The following is a 16,843-nucleotide window of genomic DNA, read 5'->3' as shown; positions in this document are numbered from 1 at the left end:
CGGAGCCGTCGCCATGGGGCACTACAAGTCGAATCTCCGCGACATCGAGTTCAACCTCTTCGAGGTGCTCGGGCGCGACAAGGTGTACGGCACCGGTCCGTTCGAGGAGATGGACGTCGAGACCGCCAAGAGCGTCCTGGAGGAGCTGACCCGCCTCTCCGAGAACGAGCTGGCCGAGTCCTTCGCCGACGCCGACCGCAACCCCCCGGTCTTCGACCCCGAGACGAACACCGCCCCGGTCCCGGCCAGCTTCAAGAAGTCCTACAAGGCCTTCATGGACTCCGAGTACTGGCGCCTCGGCCTGCCCGAGGAGATCGGCGGCACCACCTCCCCGCGCTCCCTGATCTGGGCCTACGCGGAGCTGATCCTCGGCGCCAACCCGGCCGTGTGGATGTACTCCTCCGGCCCGGCCTTCGCCGGCATCCTCTTCAACGAGGGCAACGAGGCGCAGAAGAAGGTCGCGCAGATCGCCGTCGAGCGCCAGTGGGGCTCCACCATGGTCCTCACCGAGCCCGACGCGGGCTCGGACGTCGGCGCCGGCCGCACGAAGGCGGTCCAGCAGGACGACGGCTCCTGGCACATCGAGGGCGTGAAGCGCTTCATCACCTCCGGTGAGCACGACATGGAGGAGAACATCCTCCACTACGTCCTCGCCCGCCCCGAGGGCCACGGCCCGGGCACCAAGGGCCTCTCCCTCTTCCTCGTGCCGAAGTACCACTTCGACTGGGAGACCGGCGAGCTGGGCGAGCGCAACGGCGTGTACGCCACCAACGTCGAGCACAAGATGGGCCTCAAGGCCTCCAACACGTGCGAGATGACCTTCGGCGACCAGCACCCCGCCAAGGGCTGGCTGATCGGCGACAAGCACGACGGCATCCGCCAGATGTTCCTCATCATCGAGTTCGCCCGCATGATGGTCGGCACGAAGGCGATCTCCACCCTCTCCACGGGCTACCTCAACGCCCTGGAGTACGCCAAGGAGCGCGTCCAGGGCACCGACCTGGCGAACTTCATGGACAAGGCCGCGCCCAAGGTCACCATCACGCACCACCCCGACGTCCGCCGCTCGCTGATGACGCAGAAGGCGTACGCGGAGGGCATGCGCTCCCTGGTCCTCTACACGGCCGCCGTGCAGGACGCGATCCAGCTCAAGGAGGCCGCCGGCGAGGACGCGAAGGCCGAGATCGGCCTGAACGACCTGCTGCTGCCGATCGTGAAGGGCTACGGCTCCGAGAAGGGCTACGAGCAGCTCGCGCAGTCGCTCCAGACCTTCGGCGGCTCCGGCTTCCTGCAGGAGTACCCGATCGAGCAGTACATCCGGGACGCCAAGATCGACACCCTCTACGAGGGCACCACGGCCATCCAGGGCCAGGACTTCTTCTTCCGCAAGATCGTCCGCGACCAGGGGGCGTCCCTGAACGCGCTGGCCGAGGAGATCAAGAAGTTCCTCGCGGTCGGCACCGGCGGCGAGGAGCTGGCCGGCGCCCGCGACGCGCTCGCCAAGGCGGCCGTGGACCTGGAGGGCATCGTCGGCACGATGCTCACCGACCTCACCGCGACCGGCGAGGACGTCAAGAACATCTACAAGGTCGGCCTCAACACCACCCGCCTGCTCATGGCCTCCGGCGACGTGGTCGTCGGCTACCTGCTGCTGAAGGGTGCGGCCGTCGCCGCCGAGAAGCTGGCCGCCGGCGCCTCCGCCAAGGACCAGGCGTTCTACGCCGGCAAGATCGCGGCCGCGAAGTTCTTCGCCGCCAACGTCCTGCCGGGCGTCAGCGCCGAGCGCGCACTGGCCGAGGCCGTCGACGGCTCGCTGATGGACCTGGACGAGGCCGCGTTCTAAGAGCGCATCTCGTCCAACGAGGAACGGCTCGCTCCCGGGGAGGGGAGCGGGCCGTTCCGTCTTTCGGGCCCCCGGCGCCGTATTCCGGGGCGTGCGTAAGGTGAACCCATGACGAGCACCGCCCGCTTCGACCGCGGCCACACCGACGACCTCATGACCTTCCTGGCGGCTTCCCCGTCGCCGTACCACGCCGTGGCGAACGCCGCCTCACGCCTGGAGAAGGCAGGCTTCCGGCAGGTCGAGGAGACCGCCGCCTGGGACGGGACGACCGGCGGGAAGTACGTCATCCGCGGCGGCGCGCTCATCGCCTGGTTCGTGCCGGAAGGTGCCACGGCGCACACCCCGTTCCGGATCGTCGGCGCACACACCGACTCCCCCAACCTTCGCGTCAAGCCGCAGCCCGACATGGGCGCCCGGGGCTGGCGCCAGGTCGCCGTGGAGATCTACGGCGGGACGCTGCTGAACACCTGGCTCGACCGCGACCTCGGCCTCGCGGGCCGTCTGACGCTGCGGGACGGCAGCCACCACCTGGTGAACGTGGACCGCGCGGTGCTGCGCGTCCCGCAGCTCGCGATCCACCTCGACCGCCAGGCCAACGAAGGCCTCAAGCTCGAACGGCAGCGCCACATGCAGCCGATCTGGGGCCTCGGCGACGTCCACGAGGGCGACCTGATCCGCTTCGTGGCGGAGGAGGCGGGCGTCGACGCGGAGGACGTCGGCGGATGGGACCTGATGGTCCACGCCATCGAGGCCCCCGCCTACCTCGGCCGCGACCGCGAACTCCTCGCGGGGCCGCGCATGGACAACCTGATCTCCGTCCACGCGGGCGTGGCCGCGCTGGCCGCCGTCTCGGGTCGCGGGGACCTCCCGTACATCCCGGTCCTCGCCGCCTTCGACCACGAGGAGAACGGCTCCGAGGCCGACACCGGCGCCCAGGGCCCGCTCCTCGGCAACGTCCTGGAGCGCTCCGTCTACGCCCGCGGCGGCGCCTACGAGGACCGCGCCCGCGCCTTCGCAGGATCGATCTGCCTCTCCTCGGACGTCGGCCACGCGGTCCACCCCAACTACGCGGAGCGCCACGACCCGACGCACCACCCCCGCCCCAACGGCGGCCCGATCCTCAAGGTGAACGTCAACCAGCGGTACGCCACCGACGGCAGCGGCCGGGCCGTCTTCGCCGCGGCCTGCGAGCGGGCCGGCGTGCCGTGGCAGACCTTCGTCTCCAACAACGACATGCCCTGCGGCACGACGATCGGCCCCATCACGGCGGCCCGCCACGGCATCAGCACGGTCGACATCGGCGTCGCCTGCCTGTCGATGCACAGCGCCCGCGAACTCTGCGGCGCCGACGACCCGTACCTCCTCGCCAACGCGCTGGTGGCCTTCCTGGAGGGATGACGCGCGGAAACCCGGGTACCCGATCCCGACTACCCCCTTAGGAGGCGGGATTCATGGGACTGGGAGGGTGCATCATCCTCATAGCCGTCGGCGCGATCCTCACGTTCGCCACGGACTGGGAACTCGACGGCATCAACCTCGACCTGGTCGGGCTGATCATGATGGCGGTCGGTCTTATCGGCGTGGCGACCTTCACCAGCATCGCCCGGCGCCGACGGGTCGTCGTTCCCCCGGCCGTCGGCCCCACGGTGGTGGAGGAGGAACGGCGCGACCGCGGTTACTGAGCCGCCTCGACGCGAGAGAGACGGGGCGGCCGACGGAACACCCGCGGAACAGGGCTCCGCGTGACGCCACGCGAAACATCGGGGAAAGGTGCCCCCTGGCACCGTCGGCCCCATGGAACCCATGGACCGTCACCAGGGCCCTCCCCGGGGGAAGTTCGTCGCCTGCCTCGCCACGGCCGTGCTGATCGGCACGGCCGTGGCCGGCTACGTCGTCGCCAGGTACGACGAACGCCCGCCCTGGGGCACCGACATCGCCTACGAGGGCGGATACGTGCAGGCCCTCCGGATCGCCAAGTTCCGGGAGCTGCGGGACGGCGAGTGCGCGGAGATGCAGCGGACGGGCATGGGCGGCAGACCGGCCACCCACGACCCTCGGGCGTGGGTGGCCGGCTGTCTGGACGGGGCGGCCGGGCGGCCGTCCCGCAACCAGGGGATCGTGCGCTAGCGGGGCTACGGGCGCTACGCGTCCATGCCCGCGAGGATGAGCGGGAGGCGGGCGACGCCGTCGGCCGTCACCTTCACCGGCACGCCCCAGTCCTGCTGGTGCACATGGCAGGCCGGGTACTCGTTGGCCGGATCGTCGTCGCAGGACGCAGCCATCGCCGAGACGTGCAGGACGCCCTCGGTGATCTCCGGATGGAGGTCGAGCTCCCGGAAGAGGTCCGTGCCCGTGCCCTCGCCGCCGAGCAGCAGCTCCGGCGGGGTCGAGGAGACGAGGAGCCGGGTGGAGGGACCGTAGCGCTCGTCGAGCTTCTGCCCCGTCGGCGCCTGGAAGACCACGTCGAGCCGGAGGCGGCCCGGCGAGACCTCGGTGGCCTCGCGCCGGGTGCGGTGGGCGACCGCCTCGACCTGGACCGCCTCTTCGGGCAGCCGCAGCCGGGTCAGCCGGTGCCTGGCCGACTCGACGACCACGATCTCGTCCCCGACGAGCACGGCGTCGCTCGGCTCGCGCAGATCGGTGGCCAGCGTCGTCACCTCGCCGGTCGCCGGGTCGAAGCGGCGCAGGGCGTGGTTGTACGTGTCGGCGATCGCTACCGAGCCGTCGGGCAGGGCGGTCACACCGAGCGGGTGCTGGAGCAGCGCCTGGCCGGCGGCCCCGTCGCGGTGGCCGAAGTCGAAGAGCCCGGTGCCGACGGCCGTGTGGACGACGCCCTCGGTGTCGATCCAGCGCAGCGCGCTCGTCTCGGAGTCGGCGATCCACAGCCGGTCCTCGGTGGCGGCGAGCCCGGAGGGCTGCGCGAACCAGGCCTCGGCGGCCGGCCCGTCGACGAGCCCCTCGTTCGTCGTACCGGCCGCGACAGCGACGGTCCGCGTCTCCGGGTCGTACGTCCACAGCTGGTGGACACCGGCCATCGCGATCCAGACCTTGCCCTGCCACCAGGCCACGTCCCACGGCGAGGAGAGGTCCACGTCGAGGGCCGGGCCTGAGGCCGGCGACCCCTGCCACCACTGCTTGCCGGTGCCGGCGATCCGCTCGATCACGCCGGTGGCGGGGTCGTACGTCCGCAGCGCGTGGTTCACGGTGTCGGCGACGACGATTTTGCCGTCGGGGAGCACGGCGAGCCCCTGCGGCTCGCGGAACGCACCGTCCCCGATCCGCCGCACCACCGTCTCCCCGTCGGGCTCGAGCTCGACGAGCTGGTGGCGGGTGGTGTCGGAGACCAGGAAGTTCCCGCTCCCGAGGAGGACGGCCTTGCCCGGGAAGCGCAGATCGGTCGCGACGGGCTCCGGCGGCACGTACGGTCCGTCCCCGCGCCGCAGCGTCCCCTTGGCCTCGTGCTCGGCCTCCAGCTCCTCGACGAGCGTCCGGATCGCGTTCGCGTGCCCCTCGCCCGCGTGCTGGGCGACGACGTACCCCTCGGGGTCGATGACGACGAGCGTCGGCCAGGCGCGTACGGCGTACTGCTTCCAGGTCGCGAGCTCGGGGTCGTCGAGGACGGGGTGGTGCACCTCGTACCGCTCGACGGCGTCGACGACGGCCTGGTGCTCGGCCTCGTGGACGAACTTCGGGGAGTGCACGCCGACGATCACGAGCGTGTCGCGGTGCTTCTCCTCCAGATCACGGAGCTCGTCGAGGACGTGCAGGCAGTTGATGCAGCAGAAGGTCCAGAAATCCAGGATCAGGATGCGACCGCGGAAGTCGGCGAGGTTCAGATCCTTGTCCCCGGTGTTGATCCAGCCGCCCTTGCCGATCAGCTCGGGGGCACGGACACGGGCACGGCGGCGGGGCGCGGGGGTGGGCGCCGGGGCGGCATCGTTCATGCTTCAAGCTTGCCATCCGGCTGTGAACGGCGGATCACACGCCTACGGCAGGGGGAGCACTACCGCTGCGCGGTGTGAGCGGCGTGAAGCACCACCCGGCGGGGAACGCATCCCGGTATGAAATACCTCGTACGGGACAAAATCTTCGCCATCGGTGACGACTACTGGATCGAGGACGAGCACGGCCGCCACGCCTTCCTCGTCGACGGCAAGGCCCTGCGGCTGCGCGACACGCTGGAGCTGAAGGATCCCACCGGGCACGTCCTGGTCACGCTGCGGCAGAAGATGTTCAGCCTGCGGGACGCGATGACGATCGAGCAGGACGACCGGCCGCTCGCCACCGTCCGCAGGAAGCGGCTCTCCCTGCTCCGCAACCACTACCGGGTCACGCTCGTCGAAGGCACCGAACTGGACGTCAGCGGGCGGATCCTGGACCGGGAGTTCACGGTCGAGTACGACGGCGAACTCCTCGCCCACATCTCGCGGCAGTGGATCCACGTCCGGGACACCTACGCCGTGAACGTCGTCCGCGAGGACGCCGACGCCGCGCTGCTCATCGCGGTCGCCGTGTGCGTGATCCGGATGGGGGAGCGGGAGCGGGAGGACTGAGCCCGCCGGGTGGGTTACAGCACCCGGTCCTTCAGCGCCGGGAACTGCTCCCTCGTCGTGGTCACCCTGTCCGCGTCCAGCTCCACCCGCAGGGTCTCCTCGCCCGGGCCGGCCTCCGCGAGGACCTCGCCCCACGGGTCCACCACGATCGAGTGCCCGGCCTGCTCCACGCCCGCGTGGGTGCCGGCCGTGCCGCAGGCGAGCACGTACGCCTGGTTCTCCACCGCCCGCGCCTGCGCGAGCAGCGTCCAGTGGGCGCGGCGGCGGGCCGGCCAGCCCGCCGGGACGACGAACGCCTGGGCGCCCGCGTCCACCAGGCCCCGGAACAGCTCCGGGAAGCGCAGGTCGTAGCAGGTGCCGACGCCCACCGTCAGCTCCGGCAGGGCGACCGTCACCAGTTCGTCCCCGGCCGCCATCATCACGGCCTCGCCCTTGTCGAAGCCGAAGCGGTGGATCTTCCGGTACCGCGCGGCGAGTTCTCCGGCCGGGGTGAAGAACAGCGAGGTGTTGAAGAGGGCTCCGTCGGCGGCCTCGACGATCGATCCGGCGTGCAGCCAGACGCCCGCGTCCCGGGCGGCGGCCGCCATCGCCTCGTACGTGGGGCCGCGCAGCGGTTCGGACTCCGACGCGAAGGACTCGTACGCGAACGCGCCCATCGGCCACAGCTCCGGCAGGACGACGAGATCCGCGGCGCCGCGCTCCGCGCGCACCAGCTCCGCCACCCGCGCACGGCGCGAAACGACCGGTTCGTCCGGGTCTACTGCGATCTGGATCAGCGAGGCGCGCACACTACCACCGTCCTGGCATTCGAGCCGTCAACACGGGCCTACGATCGTCACACGAAAGCACTGCCGGGGTGCCTTCGGGCAGCGTAACTTAGCGTCCGAGCCTCCCACGCAGTCTTGTCTCCAGCCCGCCTGTCCGCTCGATCGTCAGCCCGTGCACCGCAGAACCGCCGAGGGGTCCCGTGACCGTCCATCCCAGCCTTCAGACCTACGCCGACGCCTGGACCCACTCCATCGAAGCGATATCCGAGCTGGTGCAGCCGCTCGTGGAAGGCGAGTGGAACCGCGCGACACCGTGCCCGGGCTGGTCGGTGCGCGACATCGTGTCCCATGTGATCGGCCTGGAGTGCGAGATGCTGGGCGATCCGCGCCCCATCCACTCGCTGCCCCGCGATCTCTACCACGTACGCAGTGAGTTCGCGCGCTACATGGAGATGCAGGTCGATGTGCGGCGGCACCACACCGGCCCCGAGATGACCTCGGAGCTGGAGTACATCCTGATCCGCCGCGCCCGCCAGCTGCGCAACGAGAACCGGCAGCCGGACCATCTGATCCGCGCCCCGCTCGGCGCCGAGCAGACCCTCGAAGTGGCCTACCGGATGCGAGCCTTCGACGTCTGGGTGCACGAGCAGGACCTGCGGACCGCGCTCGGGAAGCCCGGCAACCTGGACTCCCCCGGTGCCCTGGTGACCCGGGACAACCTGCTGGCCGCCCTGCCGAAGGTGGTCGCGAAGGACGCGGGCGCGCCGCCGAACTCGGCGGTCGTGGTGGATGTGCACGGCCCGGTGGAGTTCCTGCGGACGGTACGGGTCGACGCGGAGGGCCGCGGCTCGGTGGACGGGGCTCCGTCGCTGGGCCCGGCGGTGACGCTGGCGCTGGACTGGGAGACGTACGTACGGCTGGCCTGCGGCCGGGTCCGTCCGGCGGCCGTCGCCGACCGGATCAAGATCGAGGGCGACACGGACCTGGCGCAGGCCATCCTGGACAACTTCGCCGTGACCCCCTGAGGGGGACTCCCTGAGGGGGACTCCCGGAGGGGGCCGTCCCCGGCCGGGGGCGTGCCCGGGCGGGCCGCGCCCTGACGCGAGCCGCCCCCTCGGGCCGGGTCAGGCCGGTACGTGGACCGTCTCGACGCGGCTGGCGACGAGCCGTTCCTTCTCCCGGCGGGCCGTGCGGGCCTTCAGGCGCAGGATCTGCACGATGCCCAGCGTCTCCAGGACGAAGACGGACGAGAAGGCGATCCGGTAGTTGTCGCCGGTCGCGTCGAGGAGGATGCCGACCGCGAGCAGCGTCGTCATCGAGGCGACGAAACCACCCATGTTGACGATTCCCGAGGCCGTTCCCTGACGCTCCGGCGGGTTGGCGGGGCGGGCGAAGTCGAAGCCGATCATCGAGGCGGGGCCGCAGGCGCCGAGGACCGCGCAGAGGGTGATCAGCAGCCACATCGGGGCGCGGTCGCCCGGGTACGCGAGGGTGGCGCCCCACAGCAGCGCCGTCGCCGCGACCGTGCCGAGGGCGAGCGGGGCTCTTGCCGCGTGGTGCCGGGCGATGATCTGCCCGTACGCGAGCCCCACCACCATGTTGGAGAGCACGACCAGCGTCAGCAGCTCGCCCGCGACGCCCCGGGAGAGGCCCTGGGCCTCGACGAGGAACGGCAGCCCCCACAGCAGCAGGAACACCATCGCCGGGAACTGGGTCGTGAAGTGCACCCACATGCCGAGCCGGGTGCCCGGCTCCCGCCAGGACTCGGCGATCTGGCGGCGGACGAACACGGCGCCCGCATGCGCGGCGGGCGGCGGCTCGTGTCCCTCGGGGTGGTCCCTGAGGAAGAGCAGCAGCAGGAGGAGGACGACGACTCCGGCGATCGAGCTGCCGACGAAGGTGGTCGTCCAGCCCATACCGTGCAGGGCGCGCGCGATGAAGATGGTGGAGACGAGGTTGCCCGCCATGCCGAAGAGCGCGGCGACCTGGCCGATGAGCGGGCCGCGCCGGGCGGGGAACCAGCGGGCGCCCAGGCGCAGCACGCTGATGAAGGTCATCGCGTCACCGCAGCCGAGCAGGGCGCGGGCGGCGAGGGCCATGCCGTACGAGGGCGCGAGCGCGAAGCCGAGCTGGCCGATCGTGAAGAGCACGACGCCGATGGTCAGCACCTTCTTGGTGCCGAGCCGGTCGACCATGAGACCGACCGGTATCTGCATCCCGGCGTAGACCAGCAGCTGGAGTATCGAGAAGGTGGAGAGGGCGGAGGCGTTGACGTCGAAGCGGTCGGCGGCGTCGAGGCCGGCGACGCCCAGGGACGTACGGAAGATGACGGCGACGAAGTAGACGGCGACGCCGACGCCCCAGACGAGGGCGGCGCGCCGGCCTCCGGGCGGGTCACCCGGGAGAGTGACGGCTGATCCGTATCCGTCGCGGCTCACCGGTCCTCACCCCGGACCAGGACCTTGACCCAGCTCAGGTGCTGGCGGACGCAGCCCGCCGCGCCCTCGATGTCGCCGGCCTTGATCCGCTCCAGGATCTCGGCGTGCTCGGTGATGTTCTTGGCGATCCGGTCGGGCTGGGACTGCATCACGGCGACGCCCATCCGCAGCTGACGGTCGCGCATCTGGTCGTAGAGGCGGGCGAGGATCTGGTTGCCGGCGTACTTCACGATCTCGGCGTGGAAGCAGCGGTCGGTGACGGCGACCTCCGCGAGGTCCCCGGCCTCGGCATGCCGCTTCTGCTCCTCCAGGAGCTCTTCGAGCCGCTCGACGAGCGCGGCGGACGCGGGGAAGGCCCGGCGGACGGCGAACTCCTCGACGAGCAGCCGGGTCTCGACGACGTCGGCGATCTCCTGCGCGGAGACGGCGAGGACGAGGGCGCCCTTCTTCGGGTAGAGCTTGAGCAGCCCTTCCATCTCCAGCTTCAGCAGGGCTTCCCGTACGGGGGTGCGGGACACCCCGACGGCCAGGGCGAGTTCGCCCTCCGTGAGCAGCGTGCCCCCCTCGTACCGGCGGTCGAGGACGGCCTGCTTGACGTGCATGTAGACGCGGTCGGCTGCTGGGGGTGCGGATGCCATGGGCACAGCTTAGATACAAGAGGGGTGCATCAATCGGACCCGTCCGCGATACGGACGGGTCAGGCCGCTACCGCGCCGGATCGGTGTCGTAGGCCTGACGCGCCTCGACCACCTTCTCCAGGTTCTCGGCGGCCCACTCGGCGAGGTGGGCGAAGAGCGGGGCGAGGCTGCGGCCGAGGTCGCTGATCTCGTACTCGACCCGGGGCGGGACCTCCGGGTGGTACGTCCGGAGGACCAGGCCGTCGCGCTCCAACTGGCGCAGCCGCTGGGTCAGCACCTTCGGTGTGATCCTGCCGATCGCCCGCTCCAGCTCCACGAACCGCAGCCGGCCACGGGCGTTGAGGGTCCACAGGATCGGTGTCGTCCACCGGCTGAAGACGATGTCCACCACGGGAGCGACCGGACATGCCAGCTCCGGGTCGGTGTCCGCCGAGGCCGTCGGCATCGTCTCGACCGTCATGTGTGTCCCCCTAGGACCGTCGGGCATAGCCACTTTCCTCTAGGTACCTACTATACCGAGGCTGTTAGCGTCCCTGACGTCAACCGAACGGAACGGCAGGGGAGTTCAGGATGATTGTTGTGACGGGGGCGACGGGTAACGTCGGCCGATCGCTCGTACGGGTTCTCGCGGCGGCCGGCGCGGAGGTGACCGCGACGTCCCGGGGGATCTCGGAGACGGACGTGCCGCCGAACGTCCGGCACATACGGTCGGACCTGACCGATGCGGAGAGTCTGCGGCCCGTCCTCGGCGGCGCCGACGCGCTCTTCCTCCAGAACGGGGGCGCGAGCGCACACCTGCTGCACACGCACGATGTCCTCGACGCCGCGAAGGCCGGTGGCGTCCGGCGGGTCGTGCTGCTGTCCTCCCAGGGCGTCGCCACCCGGCCCGAGTCCGCCTCCCACGGCGCCCTGGGCCGCGCGATCGAGGACGCGGTACGGGAGTCGGGCCTGGAGTGGACGATCCTGCGACCCGGCGGCTTCGCCTCCAACGCCTTCGCCTGGGTGGAGCCGGTCCGTACGCGCAGGGAGATCGCAGCGCCCTTCGCCGACACCGGTCTGCCGGTCATCGACCCGGACGACATCGCCGAGGTCGGCGCGGTGGCGCTGCGCGAGGAGGGTCACGCCGGGCGGATCTACGAGCTGACCGGCCCGGCCCTCAGCACGCCCCGGGAACGGGCCGCGGCGATCGCCGACGCGCTGGGCGAGCCCGTGCGGTTCATGGAGCAGACCCGGGACGAGGCCCGGGCTCAGATGCTGGCGTTCATGCCCGAGCCCGTGGTCGAGACGACGCTGGCGATCCTCGGCGAGCCCAGCCCCGCCGAGCAGCGCGTCAGCCCGAACGTCGAGGAGGTCCTGGGCCGCGCGCCCCGCACCTTCGCCGACTGGGCGCAGCGGTACATCGCCGCGTTCCGCTGAGTCGCGCCTCTACGGGGAACGGAAACGCCCGACCGGGGAACCCGGTCGGGCGTTTCACGTGAAACAACGCACGTGGTGCACTTGGTCCGTTACGACCAGGTCATCAGGCGCTTCGGCTGCTCCAGGATCGCGGCGACATCCGCCAGGAACTTGGAGCCCAGCTCGCCGTCGACCAGACGGTGGTCGAAGGAGAGGGCCAGCGTGGTGACCTGACGCGGCTTCACCTTGCCCTTGTGGACCCACGGCTGGAGCTTGATCGCGCCGACCGCGAGGATCGCGGACTCGCCGGGGTTCAGGATGGGCGTACCGGTGTCGACGCCGAAGACGCCCACGTTGGTGATGGTGAACGTGCCGCCCTGCATCGCCGCCGGGGTGGTCTTGCCCTCGCGGGCGGTGGCGACCAGCTCGCTCAAGGACTGCGACAGCTCCGGAAGGGTCTGCGCCTGCGCGTCCTTGATGTTCGGCACGATCAGCCCGCGCGGGGTGGCCGCGGCGATGCCCAGGTTGACGTAGTGCTTGAGCACGATCTCCTGGTTCACCTCGTCCCAGGCCGCGTTGATCTCCGGGTTGCGCCGGACCGCGACCAGGACGGCCTTGGCGATGAGGAGCAGCGGGTTGACCCGCAGACCCGCCATGTCCTTGTCGGACTTGAGCTCCTCGACCAGCTTCATCGTGCGCGTGATGTCGAAGGTGACGAACTCGGTGACGTGCGGCGCGGTGAAGGCCGAGCCGACCATCGCTGCCGCCGTGGCCTTCCGTACGCCCTTGATGGGGACACGGGTCTCCCGGCCGTCCGCCGACACGGCAGCCGACGCGGGCGCGGCCGCGGGCGCAGGCACCGGGGCGACCGGCGCCGGGGCCTCGACCACCGGAGCGGCGGTCGCCGGAGCGGCCGCGCGGTGGACGTCCTCGCGGGTGATGATCCCGTCCGGACCGGTCGGGGTGACCGTCGTCAGATCGACGCCGAGGTCCTTCGCCAGCTTGCGTACCGGCGGCTTGGCCAGCGGGCGTGCGCCCGCGGGCGCGTGACCGTTCAGCTGCTCCGGTACGGAGGCCGGGGCGGGGGCGGAGGCCGGGGCGGGGGCGGAGGCCGGGGTGGCGACGGGGGTCTTGCGGGCCCGGCGCTTGGTCGAGCTCGCGGCGACGCCGTAGCCGACCAGGACCGGCTGCCGGCCCTCAGGCTTGGGCTCCTCGGCGGGCGTGTCGGCGGCGGGGGCCTGGACCTCCACGGCTACCGGGGCGTCGGCCTGGGCGTCCGGGGCCTGTGGGGCCGGGGCGGTGGCCCCGCCCACGTTCACCGAGATGATCACCTGGCCGACGTCGACCGTCGTGCCCTCGGGGAAGAGCAGCTCGTGGACCGTGCCGTCGAAGGGGATCGGCAGCTCGACGGCCGCCTTCGCCGTCTCGACCTCGCACACGACCTGACCGTCGGTGACCGTGTCACCGGGCTGGACGTACCACTTGAGGATTTCGGCCTCGGTGAGGCCCTCGCCCACATCGGGCATCTTGAATTCGCGGATCGTCACGGTGCTCTCCTCAGTACGCCAGCGAGCGGTCGACGGCGTCGAGCACGCGGTCCAGACCCGGCAGGTACTCCTCCTCCAGGCGCGCCGGCGGATACGGCGCGTGGTAGCCGCCGACCCGCAGGACGGGGGCCTCCAGGTGGTAGAAGCAGCGCTCGGTGATCCGGGCGGCGATCTCCGCTCCGGAGCCGAAGAAGACCGGGGCCTCGTGGACGACGACCAGGCGGCGGGTCTTCTCGACCGAGGCCTGGATGGTGTCGAAGTCGAGCGGGGAGATCGAGCGCAGGTCCACGACCTCGACCGACTTCCCCTCCTCGGCGGCGGCCGCGGCGGCCTCCAGGCAGGTCTTCACCATCGGGCCGTACGCGACGAGCGTGAGGTCCGTGCCCTCGCGGGCGACCCGGGCCTTGTGCAGCTCGCCGGGGATGGCCTCCGTGTCGAGCTCGCCCTTGTCCCAGTACCGGCGCTTGGGCTCGAAGAAGATCACCGGGTCGTCGCTCTGGATCGCCTGCTGGAGCATCCAGTAGGCGTCGGAGGAGTTCGCCGGGGTGACGACCTTGAGGCCCGCGACGTGCGCGAAGAGCGACTCGGGGGACTCGGAGTGGTGCTCGACGGCGCCGATGCCACCGCCGTACGGGATGCGGATGACGACCGGCATCTTGACCGTGCCGAGCGAACGGGCCCGCATCTTCGCCAGCTGGGTGACGATCTGGTCGTACGCCGGGAAGACGAAGCCGTCGAACTGGATCTCCACGACCGGCCGGTAGCCGCGCAGCGCGAGGCCGATCGCGGTGCCCACGATGCCGGACTCGGCGAGCGGGGTGTCGACGACGCGGTCCTCGCCGAAGTCCTTCTGCAGACCGTCGGTGATCCGGAAGACACCGCCGAGCTTGCCGACGTCCAGGCCCATGATGACGACCTTGGGGTCGGTCTCCAGGGCCTTGCGCAGCGACTCGTTGAGCGCCCTCGCAAGGGGAAGTTTCTGAACAGCCATGGTTACTCGGCCTCTCCACCCGTGAAGGACGCCTGGTAGGCGGCGAACTGCGCGCGCTCCTCGTCGACGAGCGCGTGCCCGTCCGCGTACACGTTGTCGAACATCGCCATGTGCTCCGGGACAGGCATCGCGCGGACGACCTCACGCACGTGCTTGCCGAGCGCCTCGCTCTCGGCCTCGAGCTCCTCGAAGAAGGCGGCGTCGGCGTGGCCCGCGTTCTCCATGTACGCCTTGAGGCGCAGGATCGGGTCCTTGGCCTCCCACGCCTCACGCTCGGTGTCGCGGCGGTAGCGGGTCGGGTCGTCGGAGGTGGTGTGGGCGGCCATGCGGTAGGTGAACGCCTCGATGAGCGTCGGGCCCTCGCCGCGGCGGGCACGCTCCAGGGCGGAGCGGGTCACGGCGAGGCACGCGAGGACGTCGTTGCCGTCGACGCGGACACCGGGGAAGCCGAAACCGCGGGCGCGCTGGTAGAGCGGGACGCGGGTCTGCTTCTCGATGGGCTCGGAGATCGCCCACTGGTTGTTCTGGCAGAAGAACACGACCGGGGCGTTGTAGACCGCGGAGAAGACGAACGACTCGTTGACGTCGCCCTGGCTGGAGGCGCCGTCGCCGAAGTAGGCGAGCACGGCGGAGTCCGCACCGTCCTTGGCGATGCCCATGGCATAGCCGGTGGCGTGCAGCGTCTGCGAGCCGAGGACGATCGTGTACAGGTGGAAGTTGTTGCTGTTGGGGTCCCACCCGCCGTTGTTCACACCGCGGAACATGCCGAGGAGGTTGGTCGGGTCGACCCCGCGGCACCAGGCGACACCGTGCTCCCGGTAGGTCGGGAAGACGTAGTCGTCGTCGCGCAGCGCGCGGCCGGAGCCGATCTGCGCGGCCTCCTGGCCGAGCAGCGACGCCCACAGACCCAGCTCGCCCTGGCGCTGCAGGGCGGTGGCCTCGGCGTCGAAGCGGCGGGTGAGGACCATGTCCCGGTAGAGACCGCGCAGCTCGTCGGCGCTCAGGTCGATGTCGTAGTCGGGGTGCTGGACGCGCTCCCCTTCGGGCGTCAGCAGCTGAACGAGCTCGGGCTCGGAAGTCTGGGACTTCTTGGCGCTCGCGCTGGCAGTGCGCTTGGTGCCGCTGCTGCGTCGCGTCGTCTTGCGCGCGGCAGTGCTCTCCACGGTCACGTGCGTGCTCCTCCGTCGGTCCGGCCCCCGGGGTTGCCGGGAAAGGCCAGTGCGGCTCGCCTTGTCCGTACTCGCGCACGGGGTGGGTGCGACTCGGCCGGGTCAGGCGTGACAGGTGCCCCGGCGAGCGCCCTGTCATAGGCACGTTACCCACTGCCGCGCATTACTGCGAAACCCCATTTGACCTGCGATTTTGCTTGGATTTCCAAGTAAATCGAGAAAAGTGGGAACAGTAGCTGGTCAGCGCACTGGCAACGGCCTGGCAGGCCGCCGGAACACGGGGCACGTTATCCCGCGCACCCCGGGCACGGGAAGAGCCAATATGTGAGACTGAGTGGGTGCGCGAAGATGGAAAAATCCGGGTATTTCTGTTGGACGACCACGAAGTCGTCCGGCGTGGCGTCCACGAGCTGCTCTCCGTGGAGGACGACATCGAGGTGGTCGGGGAGGCGGGCACGGCGGCGGACGCCCTGGTCAGGATTCCCGCGACGCGGCCCGACGTGGCGGTGCTCGACGTGCGTCTGCCGGACGGCAGCGGTGTCGAGGTCTGCCGCGAGGTGCGTTCACAGAACGAGGACATCAAGTGCCTCATGCTCACCTCGTACGCCGACGACGAGGCACTCTTCGACGCGATCATGGCCGGGGCCTCGGGATATGTCCTCAAGGCCATCCGTGGAAACGAACTCCTTTCGGCCGTTCGGGACGTTGCGGCCGGGAAGTCCCTGCTCGATCCGGTCGCGACCGCACGCGTTCTGGAACGGCTACGGGACGGAAACAACCCGAAGAGTGACGACAAGCTCGCCAATCTGACGGAACAGGAACGCAAGATCCTCGATCTGATCGGAGAGGGCCTGACCAACCGGGCCATCGGCGAGCGGCTCCATCTGGCGGAGAAGACCATCAAGAACTACGTCTCCAGCCTGCTGTCGAAGCTGGGCATGGAGCGCCGTTCCCAGGCTGCGGCATACGTCGCCCGGCTGCAGGCCGAGCGGCACTGAGACCCCGGCTCGGGACCTACGTCCCCGCCGAACCGGGGCAGGCGTCCCTTTCCGGCACAGTGCTGGTCGCGGGAGAGTGGAGGCCATGTCCACCGAGGAGATCCGCGCCATCGAACTGCTGGGCCGCGTCTCGTACGGCCGGGTGGCGACCAGCATGCGCGCCATGCCGTTCGTCGCCCCCGCCCGGCACATCGTGGACGAGGGCTGCGTCCTGCTCCGCATGCATCGCGGCCTCGGCTACCACCGCGCCTGTGCCGGCAGCGTCGTCGCCTACGGCGCGGACAACTTCAACTCCGGCGCCGAGAACCTCTGGTCCGTGCAGTTCACCGGCACCGCGGAGGTCGTCGAACCCACCGAGGAACAGCTGGCCGCCTTCGGCCCCACCCCGCAGGTCGTGGACGGAGAGCCCTTCGACCCGATCTACATGCGGATCGAGCCCCAGTTCGTGACCGTGCACCAGCTCGACTACACCACCGCGCGACATCTCCAGCACGTAGCGTGATC

Annotated in this window: 17 protein-coding genes; 9 read left to right on the top strand and 8 right to left on the bottom strand. The window is 70.6% G+C overall.

What is annotated here, in order from left to right; genetic code table 11:
* The first annotated feature begins 13 nt into the window (after positions 1 to 13).
* From ACFY8U_RS16020 to ACFY8U_RS16005, 4 genes are all read left to right on the top strand, one after another.
* Positions 14 to 1,843 carry an acyl-CoA dehydrogenase gene (locus ACFY8U_RS16020; protein ID WP_361600400.1) on the top strand — a complete coding sequence of 610 codons (1,830 nt, stop codon included), beginning with the start codon at positions 14 to 16 and terminating at the stop codon, positions 1,841 to 1,843.
* A gap of 108 nt (positions 1,844 to 1,951) precedes the next feature.
* Entirely contained in the window at positions 1,952 to 3,241 is a 1,290-nt protein-coding gene (locus ACFY8U_RS16015; RefSeq protein WP_361754898.1) for a M18 family aminopeptidase, read from the top strand.
* A 53-nt stretch (positions 3,242 to 3,294) separates the two neighbouring features.
* A complete protein-coding gene (locus tag ACFY8U_RS16010; protein ID WP_361600397.1) occupies positions 3,295 to 3,525 on the top strand; it encodes a DUF6458 family protein in 231 nt (76 codons plus the stop codon).
* 112 nt (positions 3,526 to 3,637) lie between these two features.
* Positions 3,638 to 3,970, top strand: coding sequence for a hypothetical protein (locus ACFY8U_RS16005; RefSeq protein WP_389570331.1), 333 nt, complete (start codon positions 3,638 to 3,640; stop codon positions 3,968 to 3,970).
* 14 nt (positions 3,971 to 3,984) lie between these two features.
* Here ACFY8U_RS16005 and ACFY8U_RS16000 read toward each other — a convergent pair whose 3' ends face one another.
* Entirely contained in the window at positions 3,985 to 5,787 is a 1,803-nt protein-coding gene (locus tag ACFY8U_RS16000) for an NHL domain-containing thioredoxin family protein (RefSeq protein ID WP_389570329.1), read from the bottom strand.
* Positions 5,788 to 5,904: 117 nt separating this feature from the next.
* On the opposite strand from ACFY8U_RS16000, the gene ACFY8U_RS15995 reads away from it, so the two are divergent.
* Positions 5,905 to 6,396, top strand: a complete 492-nt coding sequence (locus ACFY8U_RS15995; RefSeq protein ID WP_389570327.1) for an LURP-one-related/scramblase family protein — start codon at positions 5,905 to 5,907, stop codon at positions 6,394 to 6,396.
* 14 nt (positions 6,397 to 6,410) lie between these two features.
* Here ACFY8U_RS15995 and ACFY8U_RS15990 read toward each other — a convergent pair whose 3' ends face one another.
* A complete protein-coding gene (locus ACFY8U_RS15990) occupies positions 6,411 to 7,184 on the bottom strand; it encodes a carbon-nitrogen family hydrolase (RefSeq protein ID WP_389570324.1) in 774 nt (257 codons plus the stop codon).
* Between the two features lie 179 nt (positions 7,185 to 7,363).
* Between ACFY8U_RS15990 and ACFY8U_RS15985 the strand changes: the two genes are divergently transcribed.
* On the top strand, positions 7,364 to 8,188 hold the full coding sequence (locus tag ACFY8U_RS15985) for a maleylpyruvate isomerase family mycothiol-dependent enzyme (RefSeq protein WP_361435283.1): 825 nt from the start codon (positions 7,364 to 7,366) through the stop codon (positions 8,186 to 8,188).
* 99 nt (positions 8,189 to 8,287) lie between these two features.
* Here ACFY8U_RS15985 and ACFY8U_RS15980 read toward each other — a convergent pair whose 3' ends face one another.
* The 3 genes from ACFY8U_RS15980 to ACFY8U_RS15970 form a co-directional block, all read right to left on the bottom strand.
* Positions 8,288 to 9,601, bottom strand: a complete 1,314-nt coding sequence (locus ACFY8U_RS15980; RefSeq protein ID WP_389570321.1) for a nitrate/nitrite transporter — start codon at positions 9,599 to 9,601, stop codon at positions 8,288 to 8,290.
* A complete protein-coding gene (locus ACFY8U_RS15975; RefSeq protein ID WP_389570319.1) occupies positions 9,598 to 10,239 on the bottom strand; it encodes a GntR family transcriptional regulator in 642 nt (213 codons plus the stop codon). Before ACFY8U_RS15975 ends, ACFY8U_RS15980 begins: the two co-directional genes overlap by 4 nt.
* A 67-nt stretch (positions 10,240 to 10,306) precedes the next feature.
* Positions 10,307 to 10,699: a winged helix-turn-helix transcriptional regulator gene (locus ACFY8U_RS15970; RefSeq protein ID WP_389570317.1), complete on the bottom strand. Its 393-nt coding sequence runs from the start codon at positions 10,697 to 10,699 to the stop codon at positions 10,307 to 10,309.
* Between the two features lie 110 nt (positions 10,700 to 10,809).
* Here ACFY8U_RS15970 and ACFY8U_RS15965 point away from each other — a divergent pair, with 110 nt between their 5' ends.
* Positions 10,810 to 11,655: an NAD(P)H-binding protein gene (locus ACFY8U_RS15965; protein ID WP_389570314.1), complete on the top strand. Its 846-nt coding sequence runs from the start codon at positions 10,810 to 10,812 to the stop codon at positions 11,653 to 11,655.
* A gap of 89 nt (positions 11,656 to 11,744) precedes the next feature.
* Here ACFY8U_RS15965 and ACFY8U_RS15960 read toward each other — a convergent pair whose 3' ends face one another.
* Genes ACFY8U_RS15960 through pdhA form a run of 3 tightly spaced genes read right to left on the bottom strand, consistent with a single transcriptional unit; the run spans position 11,745 to position 15,341 of the window.
* Positions 11,745 to 13,160, bottom strand: a complete 1,416-nt coding sequence (locus ACFY8U_RS15960; protein ID WP_389570936.1) for a dihydrolipoamide acetyltransferase family protein — start codon at positions 13,158 to 13,160, stop codon at positions 11,745 to 11,747.
* Positions 13,161 to 13,191: 31 nt separating this feature from the next.
* Entirely contained in the window at positions 13,192 to 14,172 is a 981-nt protein-coding gene (locus ACFY8U_RS15955; protein ID WP_361600370.1) for an alpha-ketoacid dehydrogenase subunit beta, read from the bottom strand.
* Positions 14,173 to 14,174: 2 nt separating this feature from the next.
* Positions 14,175 to 15,341 (bottom strand): pyruvate dehydrogenase (acetyl-transferring) E1 component subunit alpha, encoded by a 1,167-nt coding sequence (pdhA, locus tag ACFY8U_RS15950; protein WP_361435290.1) that lies wholly within the window; start codon positions 15,339 to 15,341, stop codon positions 14,175 to 14,177.
* Positions 15,342 to 15,679: 338 nt separating this feature from the next.
* Here pdhA and ACFY8U_RS15945 point away from each other — a divergent pair, with 338 nt between their 5' ends.
* Both ACFY8U_RS15945 and ACFY8U_RS15940 read left to right on the top strand, forming a co-directional pair.
* The gene (locus tag ACFY8U_RS15945; RefSeq protein ID WP_361669989.1) at positions 15,680 to 16,339 is read left to right on the top strand and encodes a response regulator transcription factor; all 660 of its coding nucleotides are present in this window, start codon (positions 15,680 to 15,682) and stop codon (positions 16,337 to 16,339) included.
* An 85-nt stretch (positions 16,340 to 16,424) separates the two neighbouring features.
* Positions 16,425 to 16,841, top strand: a complete 417-nt coding sequence (locus ACFY8U_RS15940) for a pyridoxamine 5'-phosphate oxidase family protein (protein ID WP_361600366.1) — start codon at positions 16,425 to 16,427, stop codon at positions 16,839 to 16,841.
* Positions 16,842 to 16,843: the final 2 nt, after the last annotated feature.

The sequence above is a fragment of the Streptomyces sp. NPDC012508 genome (assembly GCF_042902595.1).
In the GTDB taxonomy this organism is placed as follows: Bacteria; Actinomycetota; Actinomycetes; order Streptomycetales; family Streptomycetaceae; genus Streptomyces.
This window is presented reverse-complemented; position numbering and strand designations above follow the sequence as displayed.